13 protein-coding genes are annotated in these 18,546 nt (G+C 48.1%); 4 read left to right on the top strand and 9 right to left on the bottom strand.

All coding sequences use genetic code 11. The features are described from left to right. Nucleotides 1–82: 82 nt before the first annotated feature. Nucleotides 83–2,269, bottom strand: coding sequence for a TonB-dependent receptor (locus tag HRU42_RS01830; protein WP_295028477.1), 2,187 nt, complete (start codon nt 2,267–2,269; stop codon nt 83–85). A gap of 213 nt (nt 2,270–2,482) precedes the next feature. Between HRU42_RS01830 and HRU42_RS01825 the strand changes: the two genes are divergently transcribed. The 3 genes from HRU42_RS01825 (at nt 2,483) to HRU42_RS01815 (ending at nt 5,556) form a co-directional block, all read left to right on the top strand. Beyond that, the gene (locus HRU42_RS01825) at nt 2,483–2,908 is read left to right on the top strand and encodes a DUF4920 domain-containing protein (protein ID WP_295028475.1); all 426 of its coding nucleotides are present in this window, start codon (nt 2,483–2,485) and stop codon (nt 2,906–2,908) included. Then, complete coding sequence (locus HRU42_RS01820; RefSeq protein WP_295028473.1) at nt 2,901–3,503, top strand: PepSY-associated TM helix domain-containing protein; 603 nt, start codon at nt 2,901–2,903, stop codon at nt 3,501–3,503. The genes HRU42_RS01825 and HRU42_RS01820 overlap by 8 nt, the downstream gene beginning before the upstream one ends. A 322-nt stretch (nt 3,504–3,825) precedes the next feature. Next, nucleotides 3,826–5,556, top strand: coding sequence for an AMP-binding protein (locus tag HRU42_RS01815; RefSeq protein WP_295028471.1), 1,731 nt, complete (start codon nt 3,826–3,828; stop codon nt 5,554–5,556). 8 nt (nt 5,557–5,564) lie between these two features. Here HRU42_RS01815 and HRU42_RS01810 read toward each other — a convergent pair whose 3' ends face one another. Next, nucleotides 5,565–6,656, bottom strand: coding sequence for an AraC family transcriptional regulator (locus HRU42_RS01810; protein WP_295028469.1), 1,092 nt, complete (start codon nt 6,654–6,656; stop codon nt 5,565–5,567). Nucleotides 6,657–6,765: 109 nt separating this feature from the next. Between HRU42_RS01810 and HRU42_RS01805 the strand changes: the two genes are divergently transcribed. Next, complete coding sequence (locus HRU42_RS01805; RefSeq protein WP_295028467.1) at nt 6,766–8,784, top strand: NADPH-dependent 2,4-dienoyl-CoA reductase; 2,019 nt, start codon at nt 6,766–6,768, stop codon at nt 8,782–8,784. A gap of 48 nt (nt 8,785–8,832) precedes the next feature. Here the strand turns inward: HRU42_RS01805 and HRU42_RS01800 are convergent, their stop codons facing one another. From HRU42_RS01800 to HRU42_RS01770, 7 genes are all read right to left on the bottom strand, one after another. Then, on the bottom strand, nt 8,833–10,059 hold the full coding sequence (locus HRU42_RS01800) for a hypothetical protein (protein ID WP_295028465.1): 1,227 nt from the start codon (nt 10,057–10,059) through the stop codon (nt 8,833–8,835). A 45-nt stretch (nt 10,060–10,104) separates the two neighbouring features. Continuing rightward, nucleotides 10,105–12,441, bottom strand: a complete 2,337-nt coding sequence (locus HRU42_RS01795; RefSeq protein ID WP_295028463.1) for an EAL domain-containing protein — start codon at nt 12,439–12,441, stop codon at nt 10,105–10,107. Beyond that, nucleotides 12,441–13,157, bottom strand: coding sequence for a hypothetical protein (locus tag HRU42_RS01790; RefSeq protein ID WP_295028461.1), 717 nt, complete (start codon nt 13,155–13,157; stop codon nt 12,441–12,443). The genes HRU42_RS01795 and HRU42_RS01790 overlap by 1 nt, the downstream gene beginning before the upstream one ends. Nucleotides 13,158–13,374: 217 nt before the next feature. Further along, nucleotides 13,375–14,823: a methyl-accepting chemotaxis protein gene (locus HRU42_RS01785; RefSeq protein ID WP_295028459.1), complete on the bottom strand. Its 1,449-nt coding sequence runs from the start codon at nt 14,821–14,823 to the stop codon at nt 13,375–13,377. Nucleotides 14,824–14,873: 50 nt separating this feature from the next. Then, nucleotides 14,874–15,398 (bottom strand): DUF1097 domain-containing protein, encoded by a 525-nt coding sequence (locus HRU42_RS01780; protein ID WP_295028457.1) that lies wholly within the window; start codon nt 15,396–15,398, stop codon nt 14,874–14,876. A gap of 326 nt (nt 15,399–15,724) precedes the next feature. After that, nucleotides 15,725–17,971, bottom strand: a complete 2,247-nt coding sequence (locus tag HRU42_RS01775; protein WP_295028455.1) for a molybdopterin cofactor-binding domain-containing protein — start codon at nt 17,969–17,971, stop codon at nt 15,725–15,727. Beyond that, nucleotides 17,968–18,444, bottom strand: a complete 477-nt coding sequence (locus HRU42_RS01770; RefSeq protein WP_295028453.1) for a (2Fe-2S)-binding protein — start codon at nt 18,442–18,444, stop codon at nt 17,968–17,970. Before HRU42_RS01770 ends, HRU42_RS01775 begins: the two co-directional genes overlap by 4 nt. Nucleotides 18,445–18,546 lie beyond the last annotated feature (102 nt).

The raw sequence follows: 18,546 nt of genomic DNA, 5'->3' as shown, positions 1-18,546 counted from the left end.
AGTAACAAGCTGATACTCGCCCTGAACACTATCAGGGCGAGACTGGCGAGCTAGTTAGCAGGTATTTAACACTTGCCTCAGATTAAAATTGATAATTTAGCGACACCTTATAATTTCTACCCGGTAGGCTTGTTCCTTCATCATCGGGCCAAACAGAGTAAGTCTCATCGGTTAGGTTTTCTATGCCAAAACGAACATCTAAATCATCGACATAGTTTGGCTGATAAGTGAGATATAAGTTGTGTAATTGATACCCTTCAGCCCCCATATCTCGTTCCAGTTGCCATTGGGGTAACCTGGTCATGTCCATCGAATAACTGGATACACCGGATAAACGCAGCTCATTGAACATCTGCCAGCTAAAACCTAGATTAATCTTATCTTGTGGCGCCCTATCATAAGGTTCACGTTCAAGGACGATAGTGCCCAGATAAAAATCAGCTACCCCTTCTACATCCATTCTCACGCGACTGTAATTAGCAAATAAATCAAAGTCCCCAATCTGATAACTCAGTTCGGCCTCTACACCCTCAGAGTACAGTTTACTGATATTTTTACTGGAATAATCCCTATGGGTCGCTTCTTCAGGGCTAGCAAATACTTTTTTATCATCGACTAACTTATACATGAAAGGCGCACTGTCGATGAAGTCCTCTACCTGAATATCGAACCAGTTAAGCTTAAACACAAACTTGTCTGCCCACGGGGTATCCTCGAAGATGAATCCTATACCAGCCTCCAAATTTTCACTGCGCTCGGCTTTCAAATCTGGTTGAGATTCTTGATAACAGTTTTTAGTGGGACGGTGGCAAGCCCAATGATCTTCCTTGTACAGTTCACGAATATTAGGGCCGCGGAAACCTTGATTATAGCGAGCATATAAACGCAGCCATTCCATGGGCCTCAATGTGATACCTGCATTCAGTGACCACTGGCCGTCTTCATTAACCCCAAATTCACTGTAGTTATCAGAACTACGACGATAATGATCGTAGCGTAGGCCCGCTTCGGTACTCAGCCAAGTCTGCCAATGACTATTGTTGATCACCCCCCCAGAGAAGGTGTTACCTTGGCTCTTACCGTAAAATTGAGACGTTTCTTGTGTGAGATTATCTTGAATTTCATCTTTAAATATTTGACGTTCCAACTTAGCAAACATGACAGACTCTGAAGTCATGTCATTCCAATCATTGATGATGCTGTTTTCAACGACTAGCCCCAAGCTTTTATCCGTAAACATACCAACATTATCAAAACTATAGGTTTTTGAAGGCAATATTATATCGCCAAATTGCACTCGATTCTGTCTATACTCCTGATAATAAATACGGCTATTTAAGTTAATAAAATCTACATTCGGATCATAGCTATGAGCAAACGTCTGACTGAACCGTTTGCCCGTTTCTTGTTCACTAATCGGCTGGTCTTTCCAGTCAGTTTGATTAGCATACGGTATGTCCGCAACACTGGATTCGGTATAAAAGGTATTGCTGTCAAAACGACCATAGTCAGACTCAAGACTGACCTTGATACGGAAATCTTGACTCTCACCATCATTTTTTACGATAGCCGTTTGACCACGATCCGAGCCATCTTGATCGCTAAGATTAACTTCAACATCGCCAAAGGTACGTTTATTGGCATGTAATGCTAGGGCTAAGTCTTGGCCAGCATGATAAGCCGTCAATCCAAGGTGTTTAGCGTTATTTGCATCGGCATACCCACCACGGACTAACACACCTGAGCCAGTGTCCGCGTAATCCCAAGCCCCCTTAGTGACGACGCGAATTTGCCCCCCTATGGCCCCACTCCCTTGTGCCACTCCGTCAGCCCCACGAGTGATCTCTACCGCTTTGACGATACTGGGATCCAGATCTAGGGGGCTGATATACGTGCTTGTGCTGCTGCCATCACTATATTGTTGGTAATTGGCACCATCCACAATTAAGTTAACTCTTTCATTGCCAAAGCCGCGAATAATAATTTCACCCACTAAGGGCCTATCGTTGTTTGAGATACTGATACTGGGTGTTTGTTTTATAACATCCGTTAACTCTTGTGCTTGTGTATCTTGAATGTGTTTATCTGTGATAACCGTCACAGATCTTGGCACTTCGAGTGTCCTCTGTTGCATGTCGAGCTTAGTGCCAATGACAACGATGACTTCGGTGTCTTTATCACGTTTGTTTTCTTCATCTATCTTGAGTGTATCTGCATCACTATAAGGGGCTACACCCAAGAGTAGGCAAAGACTAGCAAGCTTATTCATAAACATCCTTTTTGTTCAACTGCTTGAAAAACGCCTGCAATTTACCTTCAATTCAATATGGATGCAAATGATTATCATTTAGTTTACACTAGGTGCTTATCAAATTTGTTTTGATTCAATTATCCAGTGTTAGATCAGGCCAATCGAGTGTTAACCGACGTTAAGGAGAGAGATATGGTGAAGTTTTTTTATGGGTTACTTGTGGCTATAACCATGAGTACATGTGTCCAGGCTAAAGTGTATGAGTATGGAGAAGCAGTTGATTCTTCTCAGTTAGTTGATATTTCTCGAGTCTTAGAACGAGCAGATACTTATCTAGATAAACCTGTAACCGTTAGGGGAACCATCATCAGTGTCTGTGAGAAACGGGGCTGCTGGATGGAGTTATCTTCGGATGCGAAATTTGAAAGATTACGCATAAAAGTACGTGATGGGGACATGGTTTTTCCCGTGAGCGCTAAGGGATCTCAGGCGATTGCCAAGGGACAATTACATGTTATTAATTTAGATTTATCACAAACCAAGCGCTATTTAGCCATGCTGGCTAAACGTAAACATGAAGATTTTGAGCCCGACTCGGTCACCGAAGCATTGAGTATTTATCAATTAATTCCTACTGGAGTTAAGATTCTTGACTAAGAATATCAATATTAATTTACGCGTTCATCGTAAAAAGCATGGGTCAAATTGGTATCGGATAAACCGTAATCTTCATCGGGATATTGGCTATTTATGCATAGGATTCACCCTAGTATTCGCGATATCAGGAATAGCAGTCAATCATATCCGAGATTGGAACCCCAATTACAGCATAGTAAAGAAAACTGCAATAGAACCCAAATTAATTCATATCGATAATGAAGATGAGATTATCGACTTAATGTTAACAAGCTTTAAGATAATTAACAGCGTCAAGGCTAACTATTGGGCGAGTGAGCATGAATTTAAAGTATTTCTAACCGATGGCAGTAATTTGAATGCTAATTTAACCAATGGAGAAATTGAACTTGAACTGATCACCGAGAGAAAGTTATTAAAAAACATTAACTCTCTCCACTTAAATGAGGCTAAAGCGGCCTGGGTAATATTTTCTGATGCCTATGCCATCATGCTGATATTTTTGGCTATATCGGCGTTATTCATGGTCAAAGGAAAACACAGCCCCTGGGGAAGAAAAGGAGGCTTGGTATTATTAGGCTTCGCCATACCGCTATTTTTTATGTTTTTATCATAAACCTACTTTATCCATAGAGGGGGAAGATGGGATGATCTAGGGTCAAACCAACAAAAGCCTCGCCTCTGAGCTTAATATCAGCCAATGAAAACCGACCACTGACTCGTTCTTGTATATAAAGGATATCAATTTGTCACTTTAAGTCACTACTAGTCACTTATCATTTCCTCAAAAGTAGGTAATAGTCAATGGATAACAAGTGATTTAAACCAATACATCCGCTAATGACAACAAGAATAAAGCACCAAATAAAACAATAATTTGCGACCAGATTAATTCATCTAGATTTGAGACTGGCTCGCCAACACGCATTGAGGCAAGTATGGAAGCATCGTTTTGGAATGGTAAACGCGCCCCTGGGATCTCTGATTCCATCGACTTAGAACAATACGCCTCGGCTATCGACGCCATCGAAGAGGCCTTTATCAAGTACGCAGATAAACCGGCATTTACCAGTTTGGGCCACAGTCTCAGTTATAAAGAGATTAACCAATACAGTGCCGCGTTTGCCCATTACCTGCAAAACCAAACCTCACTCGTCCCCGGTGATGCTATCGCCATTCAGATGCTCAATACCCTGCAATACCCCATCGCCGTATTTGGCGCATTGCGGGCAGGACTGCGTATCGTCAATACCAATCCCTTGTATACCGAACCTGAGATGATCCATCAGTTTAATGATTCGGGCGCCAAAGCGCTCTTGTGCATGGATATCTTCGCCAAGTCGGTTGAGAATATCCAGAAAGAGACCCGTCTCGAATTGATCATCACCACCAGCCTCGCCGATATGCTGCCTGCGGTGAAACGCGTGTTGATCAACTCCACCGTCAAGCATATCAAGAAGATGGTCCCCAATTACCATCTTCCTCACGCAGTGTCATTCAGGAAAATCCTCAAGCAGCATCTGGGCAAGGGGTTTACCCCAGCCCATCTCGATAAGCCAGACGACACCATAGTGCTGCAGTACACCGGCGGCACCACAGGTGTTGCTAAGAGCGCCGAGCTCACCAATACCAATATTATCGCCAATATGCTGCAGTCAGGCACTGTGGTACGGCAACTCGATGATCAGGGTCAGTCTATGATGAAAGGTAAGCAATCTGTGATGATTGCTCCCCTGCCCCTGTACCATATCTATTCATTTACCGTGCACCTGATGGCATTTTTCAGACTCGGTGAACACAGTGTGCTTATCGCCAATCCCAGAGATACCGAGACCTTTATCAAGGCGATGAAACCATTCAAAATTACCGGCCTGATAGGACTCAACACCCTGTTTGTCTCCCTGATGGAAAGCCCGAGTTTCAAGCAGGTCGACTTTAGTGAGATGAAATTCACCCTGTCCGGCGGCACAGCCCTGATGGGGGATACCGCCAAACGCTGGCAAGCACTCACAGGTGTTGGCATCTCCGAAGCTTATGGTCTGACCGAATGCTCGCCCGCCGTATGCATGAACCCGATTAACGGCTTAGAGCGATTAGGTACCGTAGGTCAGGCGCTGCAACACACGGCGCTCAAGTGCATAAATGCACTCGGTGAAGAAGTGCCAATTGGCGAGCGCGGCGAACTCTGCGTCAAAGGCCCTCAGGTGATGAAAGGCTACTGGAACCGCCCTAAGGCTACCCGCGATTCTTTCACCCCAGATGGCCAGTGGCTGCTCACCGGTGATATCGCCATTATCGATGAAGATGGTTTCGTCAGCATAGTCGACCGGGTCAAGGACATGATCATAGTCTCAGGCTTTAACGTCTTTCCTAATGAGATAGAGGCCGTGGTAGCGACTCATCCAGATGTGGTTAACTGCGCCGCTATCGGCGTTGAAGACACTAAGACCGGTGAGGCGGTCAAGCTCTATGTGGTCATACAAGACAATGCTAGCCTGACAGGAGAAGAGATCAGGGCGTTTTGTAAGAACAAGCTCACCGGCTACAAGATCCCGCGTCAATTTGAATTCAGGAGTGAACTGCCCATGTCACCCGTGGGAAAAATTCTTCGGCGTAAGCTAAAAGATGACAATTGTGCCACAGAGGAAGCGGGAAAACAGCGCGCTTAGCGCGCTATCTACTTCTCTTTATTTGTACTTGTATTTGCCGTTCTGAAGCGCCCCGGCGCTTCGCCCGTCCAACGTTTAAAGGCTCGCTGAAAAGCGGTCGGTGAGCCAAAACCTAACAGGTAGGCAATCTCACCTAAGGTTAACGCCGTATCCTGTACATAGCTTATGGCTAACGTTCGGCGGGTATCATTCAAGGTTTGTTGAAAACTGCCCCCCTCCTCCACGAGTTTACGCCTGACAGTCCAGGGAGCCATGCTCAGCTGCTGCGAAACGTGTTCCAGTGTCGGGGTGCTCCCGTCAAGCAGAGGGCCTATCACCCGGCTGACCTTCTCATGAAAACTCAGACCCAAGCGCACCTTTTCCAACTCCTCATCTGCGCCCCTCCTGAGTAACTCGAAGGTGGGCGCACTTCGATTGATACATGACCAGGCTAATGCTTCGGCTTTGATGACGATATAGTTACTCGCTTGTTCAAACAGTACCGGGCAATTAAACAGCTCATGGTATTTATCTGCATAAACCGGAGCTGAAAACTCGAAGCAAACTTTCTCAATCCCATCATCACAGCCAGTCAGATCTTGAATTATCTGGCACCAACCCGACAAGACGGAATCGACCACGAAATAGTTGTAATCGTTATAGGGCTTGATGGAATAAAACATCAACACCCCTTGGCCTTGCTCCACGCCATACTCTCGACCCAGCGTCAGGTACTTTTCTTGATCCATACCAAACGCCTGACTGACAAAGAATTGCGATTGCCCCCTGGAGTTATATTTATTCAGCAGCTCAAAGGTGGCTATCTGATGGCAGGCTTGCCTGAGATCTTGGGCAGACAAGGCCAATAAGCCTGCCATTCCCAGATTAGTCGCTGTGGTAACCTCTCCCATGACCAGCCCAAGCCAAGGTAAACCACTGGTTTGGATACAATCATGACCCAGACGCATAAATTTAGGAATACTCACCCTGGCATCGGGGGACGCTAATGATGTTGAATCGATAGAATATTTATCCAATATTTCATCGACATCGACCCCAAGGTGCGCCATCGCCTTGAGCATGATCTCGATATAAGAAACAGAAATATCACCTAGCTTCACAATAAGTCACCATGCTAACAATAGTCATCGTTTTGTAATCTTTAGTCATTGGCCAATCCTATCATTCGCTCTATCTTTAACCAAGAATAAATAATAACAAGGAACACAGATGAGCAAGTCCTATCCACATCTAATGGCACCACTAGATTTAGGTTTTCGTACCATTAAGAATCGTAGCTTGATGGGCTCGATGCACACAAACTTAGAGGAAGCCCCCAACGGGTTCGAGCGCATGGCAGCCTACTACGCCGCGCGGGCCGCTGGCGGCATAGGCATGATAGTCACCGGTGGTTTCGCCCCCAATATCGAAGGCGGCGGCATGCCCAATGCCACCATGATAGCCACAGATGAAGATATCGAGCAGCACAAGTTAATCACCCAAGCCGTGCATAAAGAGGATGGCGTGATCTGTTTGCAAATCTTGCATACCGGACGTTACGCCTATCAAGCTCAATTGGTGAGTTGCTCACCGCTACAGGCCCCGATCAACCCATTTGTTCCCAGAGAACTCGATGAAGTTGGCATAGAGAAACAGATCCAGGACTTCGTCAACTGCGCGCTTAACGCCCAGAAATCCGGGTATGATGGCGTCGAGATCATGGGTTCTGAAGGTTACTTCATCAATCAATTTATCTGTAAGCGCACCAACCACAGAACCGACCGCTGGGGGGGCAGCTATGAAAACCGCACCCGGCTGGCGTTAGAGATAGTACGCCGCACCCGTGAAGCGGTCGGTGAAGCGTTTATCATCATCTTCAGGCTCTCCATGCTCGACCTCGTCGAAGGGGGCAGCACCTGGCAAGAGGTGGTGGAGCTGGCCAAGGGCATAGAAAAAGTTGGCGCGACGATTATCAACACAGGTGTTGGCTGGCATGAGGCGCGTGTGCCCACCATAGCCACCAGTGTGCCCAGGGGCGCCTTCGTCGAGCTGACCAAACGCATGAAACAAGAGATCAGCATTCCGCTGTGTGCCACTAACCGCATCAATACCCCGGAAGTGGCCGAAGAGATCCTCGCCGGGGGAAATGCCGACATCGTTTCCATGGCCCGGCCCATGCTTGCCGATCCTGATTTCATGCTCAAGGCTCAAGCGGGAAAACCCGATGAGATCAATACCTGTATCGGCTGTAATCAGGCCTGTTTAGATCATATCTTCCAGATGAAACTGGTGTCTTGTCTGGTGAACCCTCAGGCCTGCCATGAGACCGAGCTGGTGATAACGCCCACCAAGCAGATCAAAGAAATTGCCGTGGTTGGCGCCGGACCCGCGGGTCTGGCCGCGGCAACCACAGCAGCCAAACGTGGTCATAAGGTCACCCTGTTCGAGGCCGACGATAAGATTGGCGGCCAGTTCAATATTGCCATGCAGGTACCGGGTAAAGAGGAATTCAGCGAAACCATCAGGTATTTTAAAAAGCAACTCGAGCTCACCGGCGTCAATGTCAGACTCAATACCAGGGCCCGTGAAGAGGACTTGCTTGGATTCAATGAGGTATTATTGGCAACTGGGATAGTACCTCGCCAACTGGACATTCCAGGCATTAATAGCGACAAGGTACTGAACTACTTAGACGTGCTAAGAGATAAAAAACCGGTAGGTAAGCGCGTGGCCATCATAGGCGCCGGCGGAATAGGATTCGATGTGGGTGAATACCTCTCCCATCAAGGCGCGTCCACCAGCTTAGATAAAGACGCTTACATGAAAGAGTGGGGAGTCGATCTTAGCGGCTCTACCCCGGGCGGTTTAGTCGAGCCACAATGTGAGCCCTCGCCGCGGGAGATTTTTTTACTGCAACGAAAAACATCGAAAGTAGGAGCGGGTCTAGGTAAGAGCACGGGCTGGATCCACAGAACCGTGCTAAAAAACAAGGGCGTGAAGATGCTCAAAGGCGTGCAGTACCACAAGATTGACCATGAGGGACTGCATATCTCTATCGATGGTGAGGAACAACTGCTCGAGGTGGATAACATCATCATCTGCGCCGGACAAGACTCCCATAGGGCGCTGCAAGCCAAACTTGAGACCAGTAATGTGAGAGTCACCCTGATTGGCGGCGCCGATATCGCCTCCGAGCTGGATGCTAAACGGGCGATTAAGCAAGGCACCCTGATTGCTGCTGCGCTGTAATTTCCAGGATTTTCCTAGTAGTGCTAGTGCCTAGGAACTAGCACTTTTTTAAAAATAATAGCGGCTCGCCAGCTGCCACTGCTGCTCGACTAGGTCTTTAGAGTAACCTTGTTCGACTCGGGCGGCGCGCTCTGAATCTATACGGTTATATTCCGCCTGCATAAACCAGCCTTTGCTCAATTGATAGCTGTAGGAGATTGTCATGGCCTGCCCCTCCTCACTGTTATTATCATCAAATGTAAGGTCATTATCTGTGACGCTAAAATCTTCGAATCGCGCCGAGACCCTGTGTTTGTTCCACCTATGACTGAGTAGAATAAACCCCGAGTCGAAACCATTGTCCACGACTATGGTACCGAAGGGCGATGTCATCAAGGTATCCCCCTGCATATATTGAGCGATAAGCTCGATGTTATAGGGCAAGATCCACTTGGTACCTATATGCCCAAATTGAGTCAGCCAGGCATATTGCCCCTCTTCGATCACCAGGGTATCGGCATCATTATCATAATAACCCGCTTCCAGTCGTCCTAGTCCCTGCATCTTCCACTGGGCTTTAACGTGATAACCAATACGGTTATCTAGCTCTATAAACGGATCAGACTCCTTCGCTTGAAAACGTAAGGAGCCCCCCTCAAGGGCAGGCATTGGGCTCAAGGGCAGTTTTTCTTGCCATAGCGTCTGACGTGAGCTGTTGGTCCAACCGTGCCAGGCTAACATGGCACCTGTGGTATCGTTATTTTGAAATAACTCACTCGAGAGGCTAAAATCATGGCGGGAATCGTGAAACTTGCCCAGATAATCCAAGCGGAGTTGAGCACCTATATGGCGCACCTCTTCACCTAACCAGCTGTTGATCCCAGAATAGGTCAAGGTGTAAGGAGAAGACCAGGCGGTGGCGATATTTTCCATGGATATCTCAGGATACAAGATCCCCAACTTACTACTCAGGCGCAATCCATTATCCCAGGGCAGGCCCTTATACTTGATGTAGGCCTCGGTAATACCAATATTATCCCGCACCCCATCCCAATAGGCATTGGCCACCACATGAGCCGACAGCGGGTTATCCCAATCGATATGATAACTCAGGCCCGCCTGAGCCAGAGAGAGTTGCCCATCCGGATTGAATCTAAACTTACCCAGCCCACCATCGACATAAGAGGTGATGCCATCGGTATAGCTGGCCCTGACATCTATGATGCCAGAGAAATTTTGCTCGGCAGATAATCCCATCGACGAATACAAAGCCAAGATCAATAACCCATTTTTCATCTCTATCCTCTTGCTCCTATTTTTCTTTTTCATTTAAATCTTAGGCTAATAATCAGAATTGGCTAACCAAGTAACTAAGGTATCGGCATCGACAGGCCTAGATAGATAATAGCCTTGGCCCATCTCACAGCCTCTCTTGGCGAGCCATTTCAGGGCCCCTTCATCTTCAATCCCTTCGGCGACAACGCGCAAGCCTAAGTTGTGGGCCAGCTGTAGGGTGGAATTAACGATGATTTGGTCATCGAGGTTAACCATTAAATTTTGTACAAATGACTTATCTATCTTTAGCTCATCCACGGGTAATTGCTTAAGCTGAGCCAATGATGAATAACCAGTGCCATAGTCATCGATAGATATCTTCAAGCCATATTGCTTCAACACCTTGAGTTGCTTGATGGCATTGTCGGGATCTGACACCACGGCATCTTCGGTGATCTCTAAGGTTATCGCCTCGATGGGCACATTCCTGTCTGAGATAACATCGAGTACATACTGACAAAAGTGCGCATCTTTTAAGTTTTCTGCCGAGATATTTATCGCTATGCCTAAGTCTATCCCCTGGGCTTGCCAACGCAGATATTGGTCGATAGCTTCATTCATCACCCAACGGGTTAAGGCGTTTATCTGTCCCATCTGCTCCGCGATAGGAATGAACTCATCGGGTGGGATCATTCCCCTGTCCCTATGCTGCCAACGAACCAGCGCCTCTACCTGGGTGATCTTATTCAGTGCTAGATCTAGTTTAGGTTGGTAAAACAGCACCAGCTCACCATGCTCTATGGCAAATTTAAGCTCGTTGATCAGCTGCAATCTCTCTAAGGTATTTATATCTATCTCTTGCTGGTAGATCTGCTGCTCAAGCTTATGCTTCTTAGCGTGCTGCATCGCCGTATCGGCTTGACGAAGCAAGGTTTCTAAATCACTGGGATAGTGGACAAAGCTCACACCTATGGTCAACTGCAGATGCAAGGAGATGTCTTGATAGCGATATTCGGCTTCGATTTTTTTCTGCACCTGAGCCAGCAAGCTACGCAGTGCCTTGGGAGATGTATCTTTAAACGCCAATACAAATTCATCGCCGCTCATACGACACACTAGGCTGATATCATCGATAGAAGATAAGCGTCGTCCTATCTCTTTTATCACCTCATCTCCCACCACATGTCCTAAGGTGCCATTCACCTCGGTCATGCGCTTGATGTTGATCAAACAAATTGCCACGGCTGATTTAGCCTCAAACCAGGGCAGAGTCACACGTTCCAACTCGTTCTTGTTAGCTAAGTTAGTCAGGGGATCGTGGTAGGCCTGAAACGCAATCTTACTTTCACGACTAAGAATCGCCTGCTGCATCACAGTAAACTCTTCGGCCAGCTCTTGCATCTCTATGCTATTGCCCACCATGACCTTAGAGTTGTAATTCCCCTTGGCGATAAATCTCGCCTGCTCAATCAATAACTTGATTGGTTTAGTCACACCGCTGGAGATCACGAAGGCCAGCAACAAGGAGATGGGCAACATCAAGACGATTAAGCCAAGCTGCTGTAACCATTGCTTCTGAAAAGACTCGAGTACGTCATAACGGGTCTGATACATGAAGGCATGCAGTTGTTTTTCGTTTACCTCTCCGAGTGCTTGATGCCACAGGACATATTCAATATTGGGTTGCCCATCTCGGATATAATCTGACACGGCCCGATAATCATCGGCATCTAGCTGTTCGGCTGACAGGCTGATTATCTGATTTTTTTGCCCCTGTGACGTCACCATAAAACCGGCATTGAGCCCGGTATGCAGTTGTAATGAACGCGCTAATTCATCACCTATGATGAAGCCAAACCCCACCCAACCTATGACATTGTTGGCCCCACTGGTGAGGGGAGCAAATTTAATCTGATAGATATTATCTTCCAGAGGATAAAAAGGTTTGCCGCCCTGAAACTCGCTGCCCAATGGATAACGAAATGCCTCACCTTGCTCGGGGCCGACGCTGACCTTGCCCTTCTCCGCCCCTTTGGTGTTGAGCATCAGCTCACCGATGATTTTACCCTCATCGTCCACGGCGATAGCAATATCCGCATTGATACGCTTCCTGTGATTATTGAGCGCCACCAGAAAGCTACGGTTATCACCATCGATAAAGATATCTTTGAGGCCAAAATCTTTAGCCGCGGTTTCCGCGAAGGCTGAGAGGTAATAATTACGGTCGTCATACTCGGACTGAAACACCAACTCGGCCACCGAGAGTTGGTTGCTTAATTGCGCTTGCTCCAGACGTTTATTGGCGTAATAAGTGATGGCAAAAGAAATGGCCTGCACCGCGATCAGTAAGATCACGAAGAAGGCAAATATACGGGTCTGTATTCGATTGAACATACCGAACATTAATATCCTTCCAAAAACTCAAAGTCATCCAGGCTCTTCTGATACGGGATATCCCCCATGGCGGCTGAGACTGTGATGGTTAACGCCTGTGGCAGCGGCAGAGTCACCTCCTGTGACACTGTGTTATCTTGGCTTAATAACTGGGGGTGCCAGATGACCAAGGTATAATCGGCATCGGGAACACTATCTAAGTTGACCCAGCCAGTATCATCGGTTAAGCCAAAATACGGTGTATCGACCACCAACAGGTGACCACTCATCCAATCATGAACATTGCATCCCATGGAAACGTGGCCAACACGGTCGAACACCATGGTCTTAGTGACCTTGTCTTTACGTAACTTCAAGGAGAAGCGCTTGGGTCCCGCCGCTGCGTAGATATGGTGGGTGATATCATCATCGTTGACGAATCGCAGCTCATGACCTTGCTGCATCACAGTAATATAAGGGGAAAATTGCTTATTTTTCTGAAGGACTTCGAGTGGCAGAGCCTGGTTACCGACACGCTCACCAGCACGTTCGGCGTGAAACCCAACAAGGTGTTTAGGTTGCAGATAGACCACCATATTCTTCATCGCCTCACCGGTTGAATCCACCAGCCTGATAGTTTCTGCACTCACCCCGAAACTTGCCATCACCGAAGATCCTAAAAAAAGTACACCAAATAGTAATCCCACACGTCTATTTATCACATCGACCTCAACGCTTACTTTCACAGAAAAAGCCATCACCAAGAAACGCTGAAAAAGAAAGACAACAGGGTTTCATTGCACACGGCCATAAAGAATGGAATAACCGGAAGCAAATACTACACGCAAGCAACAATAACACAACAAAAGTATCATACGTATTCGCGTATACGTGAGTTAAATTATAGGCAAAAAAAAAGCAAAACCTTGGTTTTGCTTTTAAAAATCGTGCTCAAATGTGCGATTAGCCAGTACGATACTGCTGCAAAATCCCCTCTAACTCGAGAGATGAATTACGCAGCTCGGAGGCCAAGGACACAGAACGTTGCGCCGTTTGCTTTATCGTTTCCGACTGAACGCGTATATCATTGAGTTGCATTGCAATATCACGTGCTGAAACACTCTGCTCCTCGGCAGAAGCGGCAATCTGTGAACTCATATCGAACACATCATTAGTCGATGCCGCCATAGAGTCCACATCTTCCCCCACAGAGACGATAGCGCTCCGGCCCTGATCGGCCTGCTCGACTATCTCCTGCGTCACCCGAGTCAATTTAGTCGAACCCGATTGCAGGCCTTCAATCATAGACTGAATCTCCACCGTCGCCTGCTGAGTTCGCCCTGCAAGGGTTCTCACCTCATCGGCAACCACGGCAAACCCGCGACCCTGCTCACCGGCGCGAGCCGCCTCGATGGCAGCATTGAGTGCGAGTAGATTCGTCTGCTCAGATATACTGTTAATGGTGGTGACTACCGCGCCTATCTCAGAGGCATTGCGCGACAGCTGAGAGACCGAGTCAGATGCAGCGCCAATCTTAGCCACCAGGCCAGAGATACGATCAACCGCATCTATGATCCGCAGTTTACTCTCTTGTGCTTGATGTGAATTGGCCTTAGTCTGCTCAGAAGTATTGGCCGCGTTGCTTGATACCTCTTCGATTGCGGCGGTCATCTGATCCATGGCCACGGCCACCGTATCTAAAAACTGATGCTGAAACCCGATGAGCTCGTCACTCTGATTTGCCTGCTGATTAAATTCATCGGCGGCTTGAGCCAGAGTCGCGGCATTATTGCCTATCGCAGTAACCATCTGACTCATATTATCTGCGCTGCGATCAATTTCGGTGGCGATCATACTGAAATCATCTTTACCGAAGAAATTAAGTCTCTGAGTGAGATCGCCATCGGCCAAGCGTTTGATCGCGATATACATATCCCACAAACCACCGCCTAAGGAAGTGGAGATCCAGTAACTCAACTGGAACAATGGCAGTAACCCCGCCAGGGCTATCCAGAACATGAAGTTAGCATCACTCAGAGATTCGACTTCCCAGGCGGCCACATGGGTGTTGAGCTGCAGATATTGGCTGTCAACGGGCGAGGTAACTGTGACATTATCCCCCCGGCGAGATGAGTTCATGCGACTCACCACTTGCAGGCCTTGCTCTGTGGCAAATTGATTCAGGTCATGACCTTTAATCCCCTGTGAATTAGCCACTGCCGCGAAGGCATCCACCATAGCTTGCGCCTTGGCTTGACTCGCCTGCACTGCGTGCTCTCTTGCATAATTTAAGTTAACCAGAGCAATACTGGCGGTGATCAGTGCAACTAAAGCACACACCACCCAAAACTTAGCGTTCAGGCTCAGCTTGATTATCAAGGCGTCTATCTTTCTAAATTCAATTTGTTTCATCTTGTTTACCTAGATCCTAATTCGGCTAATCACTCTATGATAGGCCCTGTCTAACGCGGTTGATCGTTAGTGGTCGTTTGAACGGTGACTTTATTTGCAGTTGACGGCCCTGTGAACGCGCGCCATCTCTGAGTCAAGCTAACGAATTGTCCAGTTAATAAGACCATGGAGTAGCCAAGCAGTGCGCCTAGGATTAATGCTGGCAGAATCTTAGCAATATCACCACCCATAGCGAAAGTAACACAGCAACCGATAAAGGCGCCGGGAATGAAGGCGAGTTTATGATAGCTTGCTTGAAGACACATGGCCGATGTGACGATACCTGTGAGTAGAACCCCCACAAAGGCCGACTCAAAATATCCACTGCCGCAGATCACAATCCAGGCCCAAAACACACCCGACAGGTTAGTCGCCCAACTCATGAGTACGCCTTGAAAACCTGGTTTAGGTTGAGCAAAATAAGTACTACAGGCTAGAAAACCTATCCAAGTGACTAGGCTGAATGTATCGGCGATGCCGGCCCAAACAGCCGCAAGTAGACCCGCCGAAATGGCGACTTGCCAACGATTTTCCATGTATTGACCCCTCATTACATAGGAAGAAGGCCAACTGTTACTTTTGGTTGACCATTTTGTCGCTTAAATTACACTTTATTATAAAAAAAAAATAGGATCTAGGACATAAATTCAGTATTAACTGCTGCTTAATTGTGCTCGTGTGGCACTGATCAGGCAAAAAACGAACATTAGGGCAATTTACACCATGCTGTGATTCATGACTAAAATGAAATTTGTAGTAAGTAAGACTAAACGTAAATCAGTTTTTATATGTAACCTTCCAAAAAAAGAGTGTCGGCCAACATGGCTGACACTCTTTATATTTGACACTGGATTAAGCATGCTTACACCTTAAGCCGCTTGCTCACGGGTAAGTCACGTATTCTCATTGCTGATGCCGCGAAAATGGCGTTGGTCAGGCTAGGCGCGACAGGCGGGACGCCTGGCTCGCCCACACCCGCTGGCGGCGCATCAGACTCGATTAGGATCGTCTCGATGTCAGGACATTGGGGCATTCTCAACATGGGGTAGTCATGAAAGTTAGACTGCACTACCTTGCCTTCCTTAAAGTCTATCTCCCCCATCATGGCCAGACTCAAGCCAAACATCACAGCGCCTTCAGTCTGAGACTTCACTCTGTCAGGATTGACCACAGTGCCGGCATCTATGGCTGATATCGCCTTTAGCACCTTCAGCTGCTTACCCTCAGAGACTTCCACTAACAAGGCCGTCGCCACGAAGGCGGTGAAACTTCTGTGGACCGCAAAGCCCCAGCCTTGATTGTGACCCGCAGCGCCTGCTTTTTCCATGGCGTGTTCTACCGCATCTATGACGCCGCGATATCTGGCAATGTCCACAGGGTGACGGGCCAGATCTTCGCCATAGTTACCGTATTTGAATACTTGATTGGCAAAGGTCTCATGACGTACTTCTCCAAGTAGCTCCTTCCACATCACAGTGCAGGGCTTGTTGGCTTTCACCGCCAACTCATCGACGAAACTGCCGATACCAAAAGCATGCTGAATGTTACACACAGAGCGCATCCAACCTATGCGGGTATGGGCCAGGGCCTTAACAGCTTCACACCTGAGGCTCTTGACCGCCAGAGGTACATCGACAAAACCTAAGTCGAGCTCCCAGCTGGCGGGGTGATCTGCGCCCTCGGAAAAAGTGGAGCCTATGGTCGGGAAACCTGAGCGCTGCAGAATCGCCTCGGGCATGTTATTCGGGCCAAGTTTGGCCTGATAAAACTGAGCACTGATGGCGTGTAGATAGCCATTTTGTATCTCATCTTCCCGGCTCCAACACACCTTGATGGGCTTGCCAGCTTTCTTAGACAGCAAGGCCGCCTCGACGCAGTAATCAGGCTTAGACTTACGCCCGAAACCACCGCCCAGCAAGGTGACATTCACCTTCACTTGCTCCTCTTTAAGCCCTAAGGCTGCGGCCACGTTCTGCTGCGCACTTTGGGGCGTCTGAGTCGATGCCCACATTTCACAACCATCTGGCGTCACATTCGCCGTGGCCGATGGTGCTTCCATTGGCGCATGGGCAAGATAAGGCACGCTATACAAGGCGCTAATGGTGCGATCTGCAGGCCAGTCTGTGACCTCTTTTCCTTGCTGACGCATCAACTTTCCGGGCTGACTGACCCGCTCCTTGAGCAGACTAAGATACGCTTGAGAGTCATGATCATCATTGCTCGAATCTGTCCATTCAATCTTTAACGCCTTGCGCCCCTCAAGCGCGCTCCAACTATTAGTGGCAATAACCGCGACGCCGCCTAGTGGATGAAACATGGGGGCGCCTTGCGTCGCCGACAGCTGAATAACATCCACAACCCCAGCCACCTTTCTGGCTGCGCTATCATCGACTTTAGCCACTTCACTGCCAAACACAGGGGGGCGGGTGATGCTCCCATACAGCATGCCGTCGACCTGCACGTCATAGCCATATTGCGCCTTTCCCGTGAGCATATCTTGCATGTCTACGATAGCGTGGGACGCGCCTATATGGGTGTACTCTTGAGGGGATTTAAGGGTTAAAGACTCAACATCGGGTATGGCCACTTTCGAAGCCGCTAGGGCAAGATCACCAAAGCTGGCACTCTGGCCCGATCTAGCATGACTGACTCGATTGTTACTGGTCGATACCTCCGTTATCGAGACCTGCCATTTATCTGCGGCGGCCTGTTCGAGCATGGTTCTGGCCATGGCTCCCATCTCGCGCATCTTATCGAAGCCTTTGCGAATGCTGCGGGAGCCATCGGTATTTTGGCTGCCATAACGTTTATCAGCCAGCCCCTGAACCACAACCACATTATCCCAGTCGGCACCGAGTTCATCCGCCAGTACCTGAGCGATGCCGGTACGGATCCCTTGGCCCATTTCGGAGCGGTGACAAGTCAGATACACCTTATTATCTTCACCGATAGCGATAAACAAATTGAGGCGTGACTCGGCGCTTTGAGCCATCACCATAGGGCTCCAACCTAGGCCGCTGGCGCCTAATGCCAGGCCGCCTCCTGCGGCGCCGAAAAGCTTAAGTACATCACGACGGCTAAAATTCTGTGTAGCAGTGAATGAACTCATGCCGTGATCTCCTGATCCCTTGTCTGCCCGGAAGCCGATTTAATGGCTGATTTAATGCGGGTATAAGTGCCACAACGACAAATGTTCCCCGCCATGGCTTCATCGATATCGCTATCGCTGGGCTTGCTGTTTTGACTCAACAGCGCTGCAGCCGACATCAACTGTCCCGATTGACAGTAACCACACTGGGGCACCTTGTGCTCCGTCCAGGCTTGCTTGAGCTTATCCGCCTCGAGGCCTTCTATGGTAGTCAGCTCTTTGCCTTGCACCTGACTCAAACTGGTTAAGCAGGCTCGAGCAGGCTTACCGTCGACGTGAATGGTACAAGCGCCGCAAAGGCCCGCACCACAGCCATACTTGGTCCCCGTCAAGCCCAGCATGTCACGCACGGCCCACAAGACTGGCATCTTAGGATCGGCGTCCAACTGGAACAGCTTGCCATTAATTTTCAGTGTCAGAACGGTATCAGACATTACACACTCCTTGTTTGCCCATCACTTCGAAAGATTGCCATATTGGTGATTAACTTCCAGCTAACTAGATAGATAGAGTTAATGATTAGCTATTGGGCTCTG

The organism is Shewanella sp., from assembly GCF_013214165.1.
In the GTDB taxonomy this organism is placed as follows: Bacteria; Pseudomonadota; Gammaproteobacteria; order Enterobacterales; family Shewanellaceae; genus Shewanella.
Note: the sequence above shows the minus strand (reverse complement) of the source record. Positions and strands in the feature narration are given on the sequence as shown.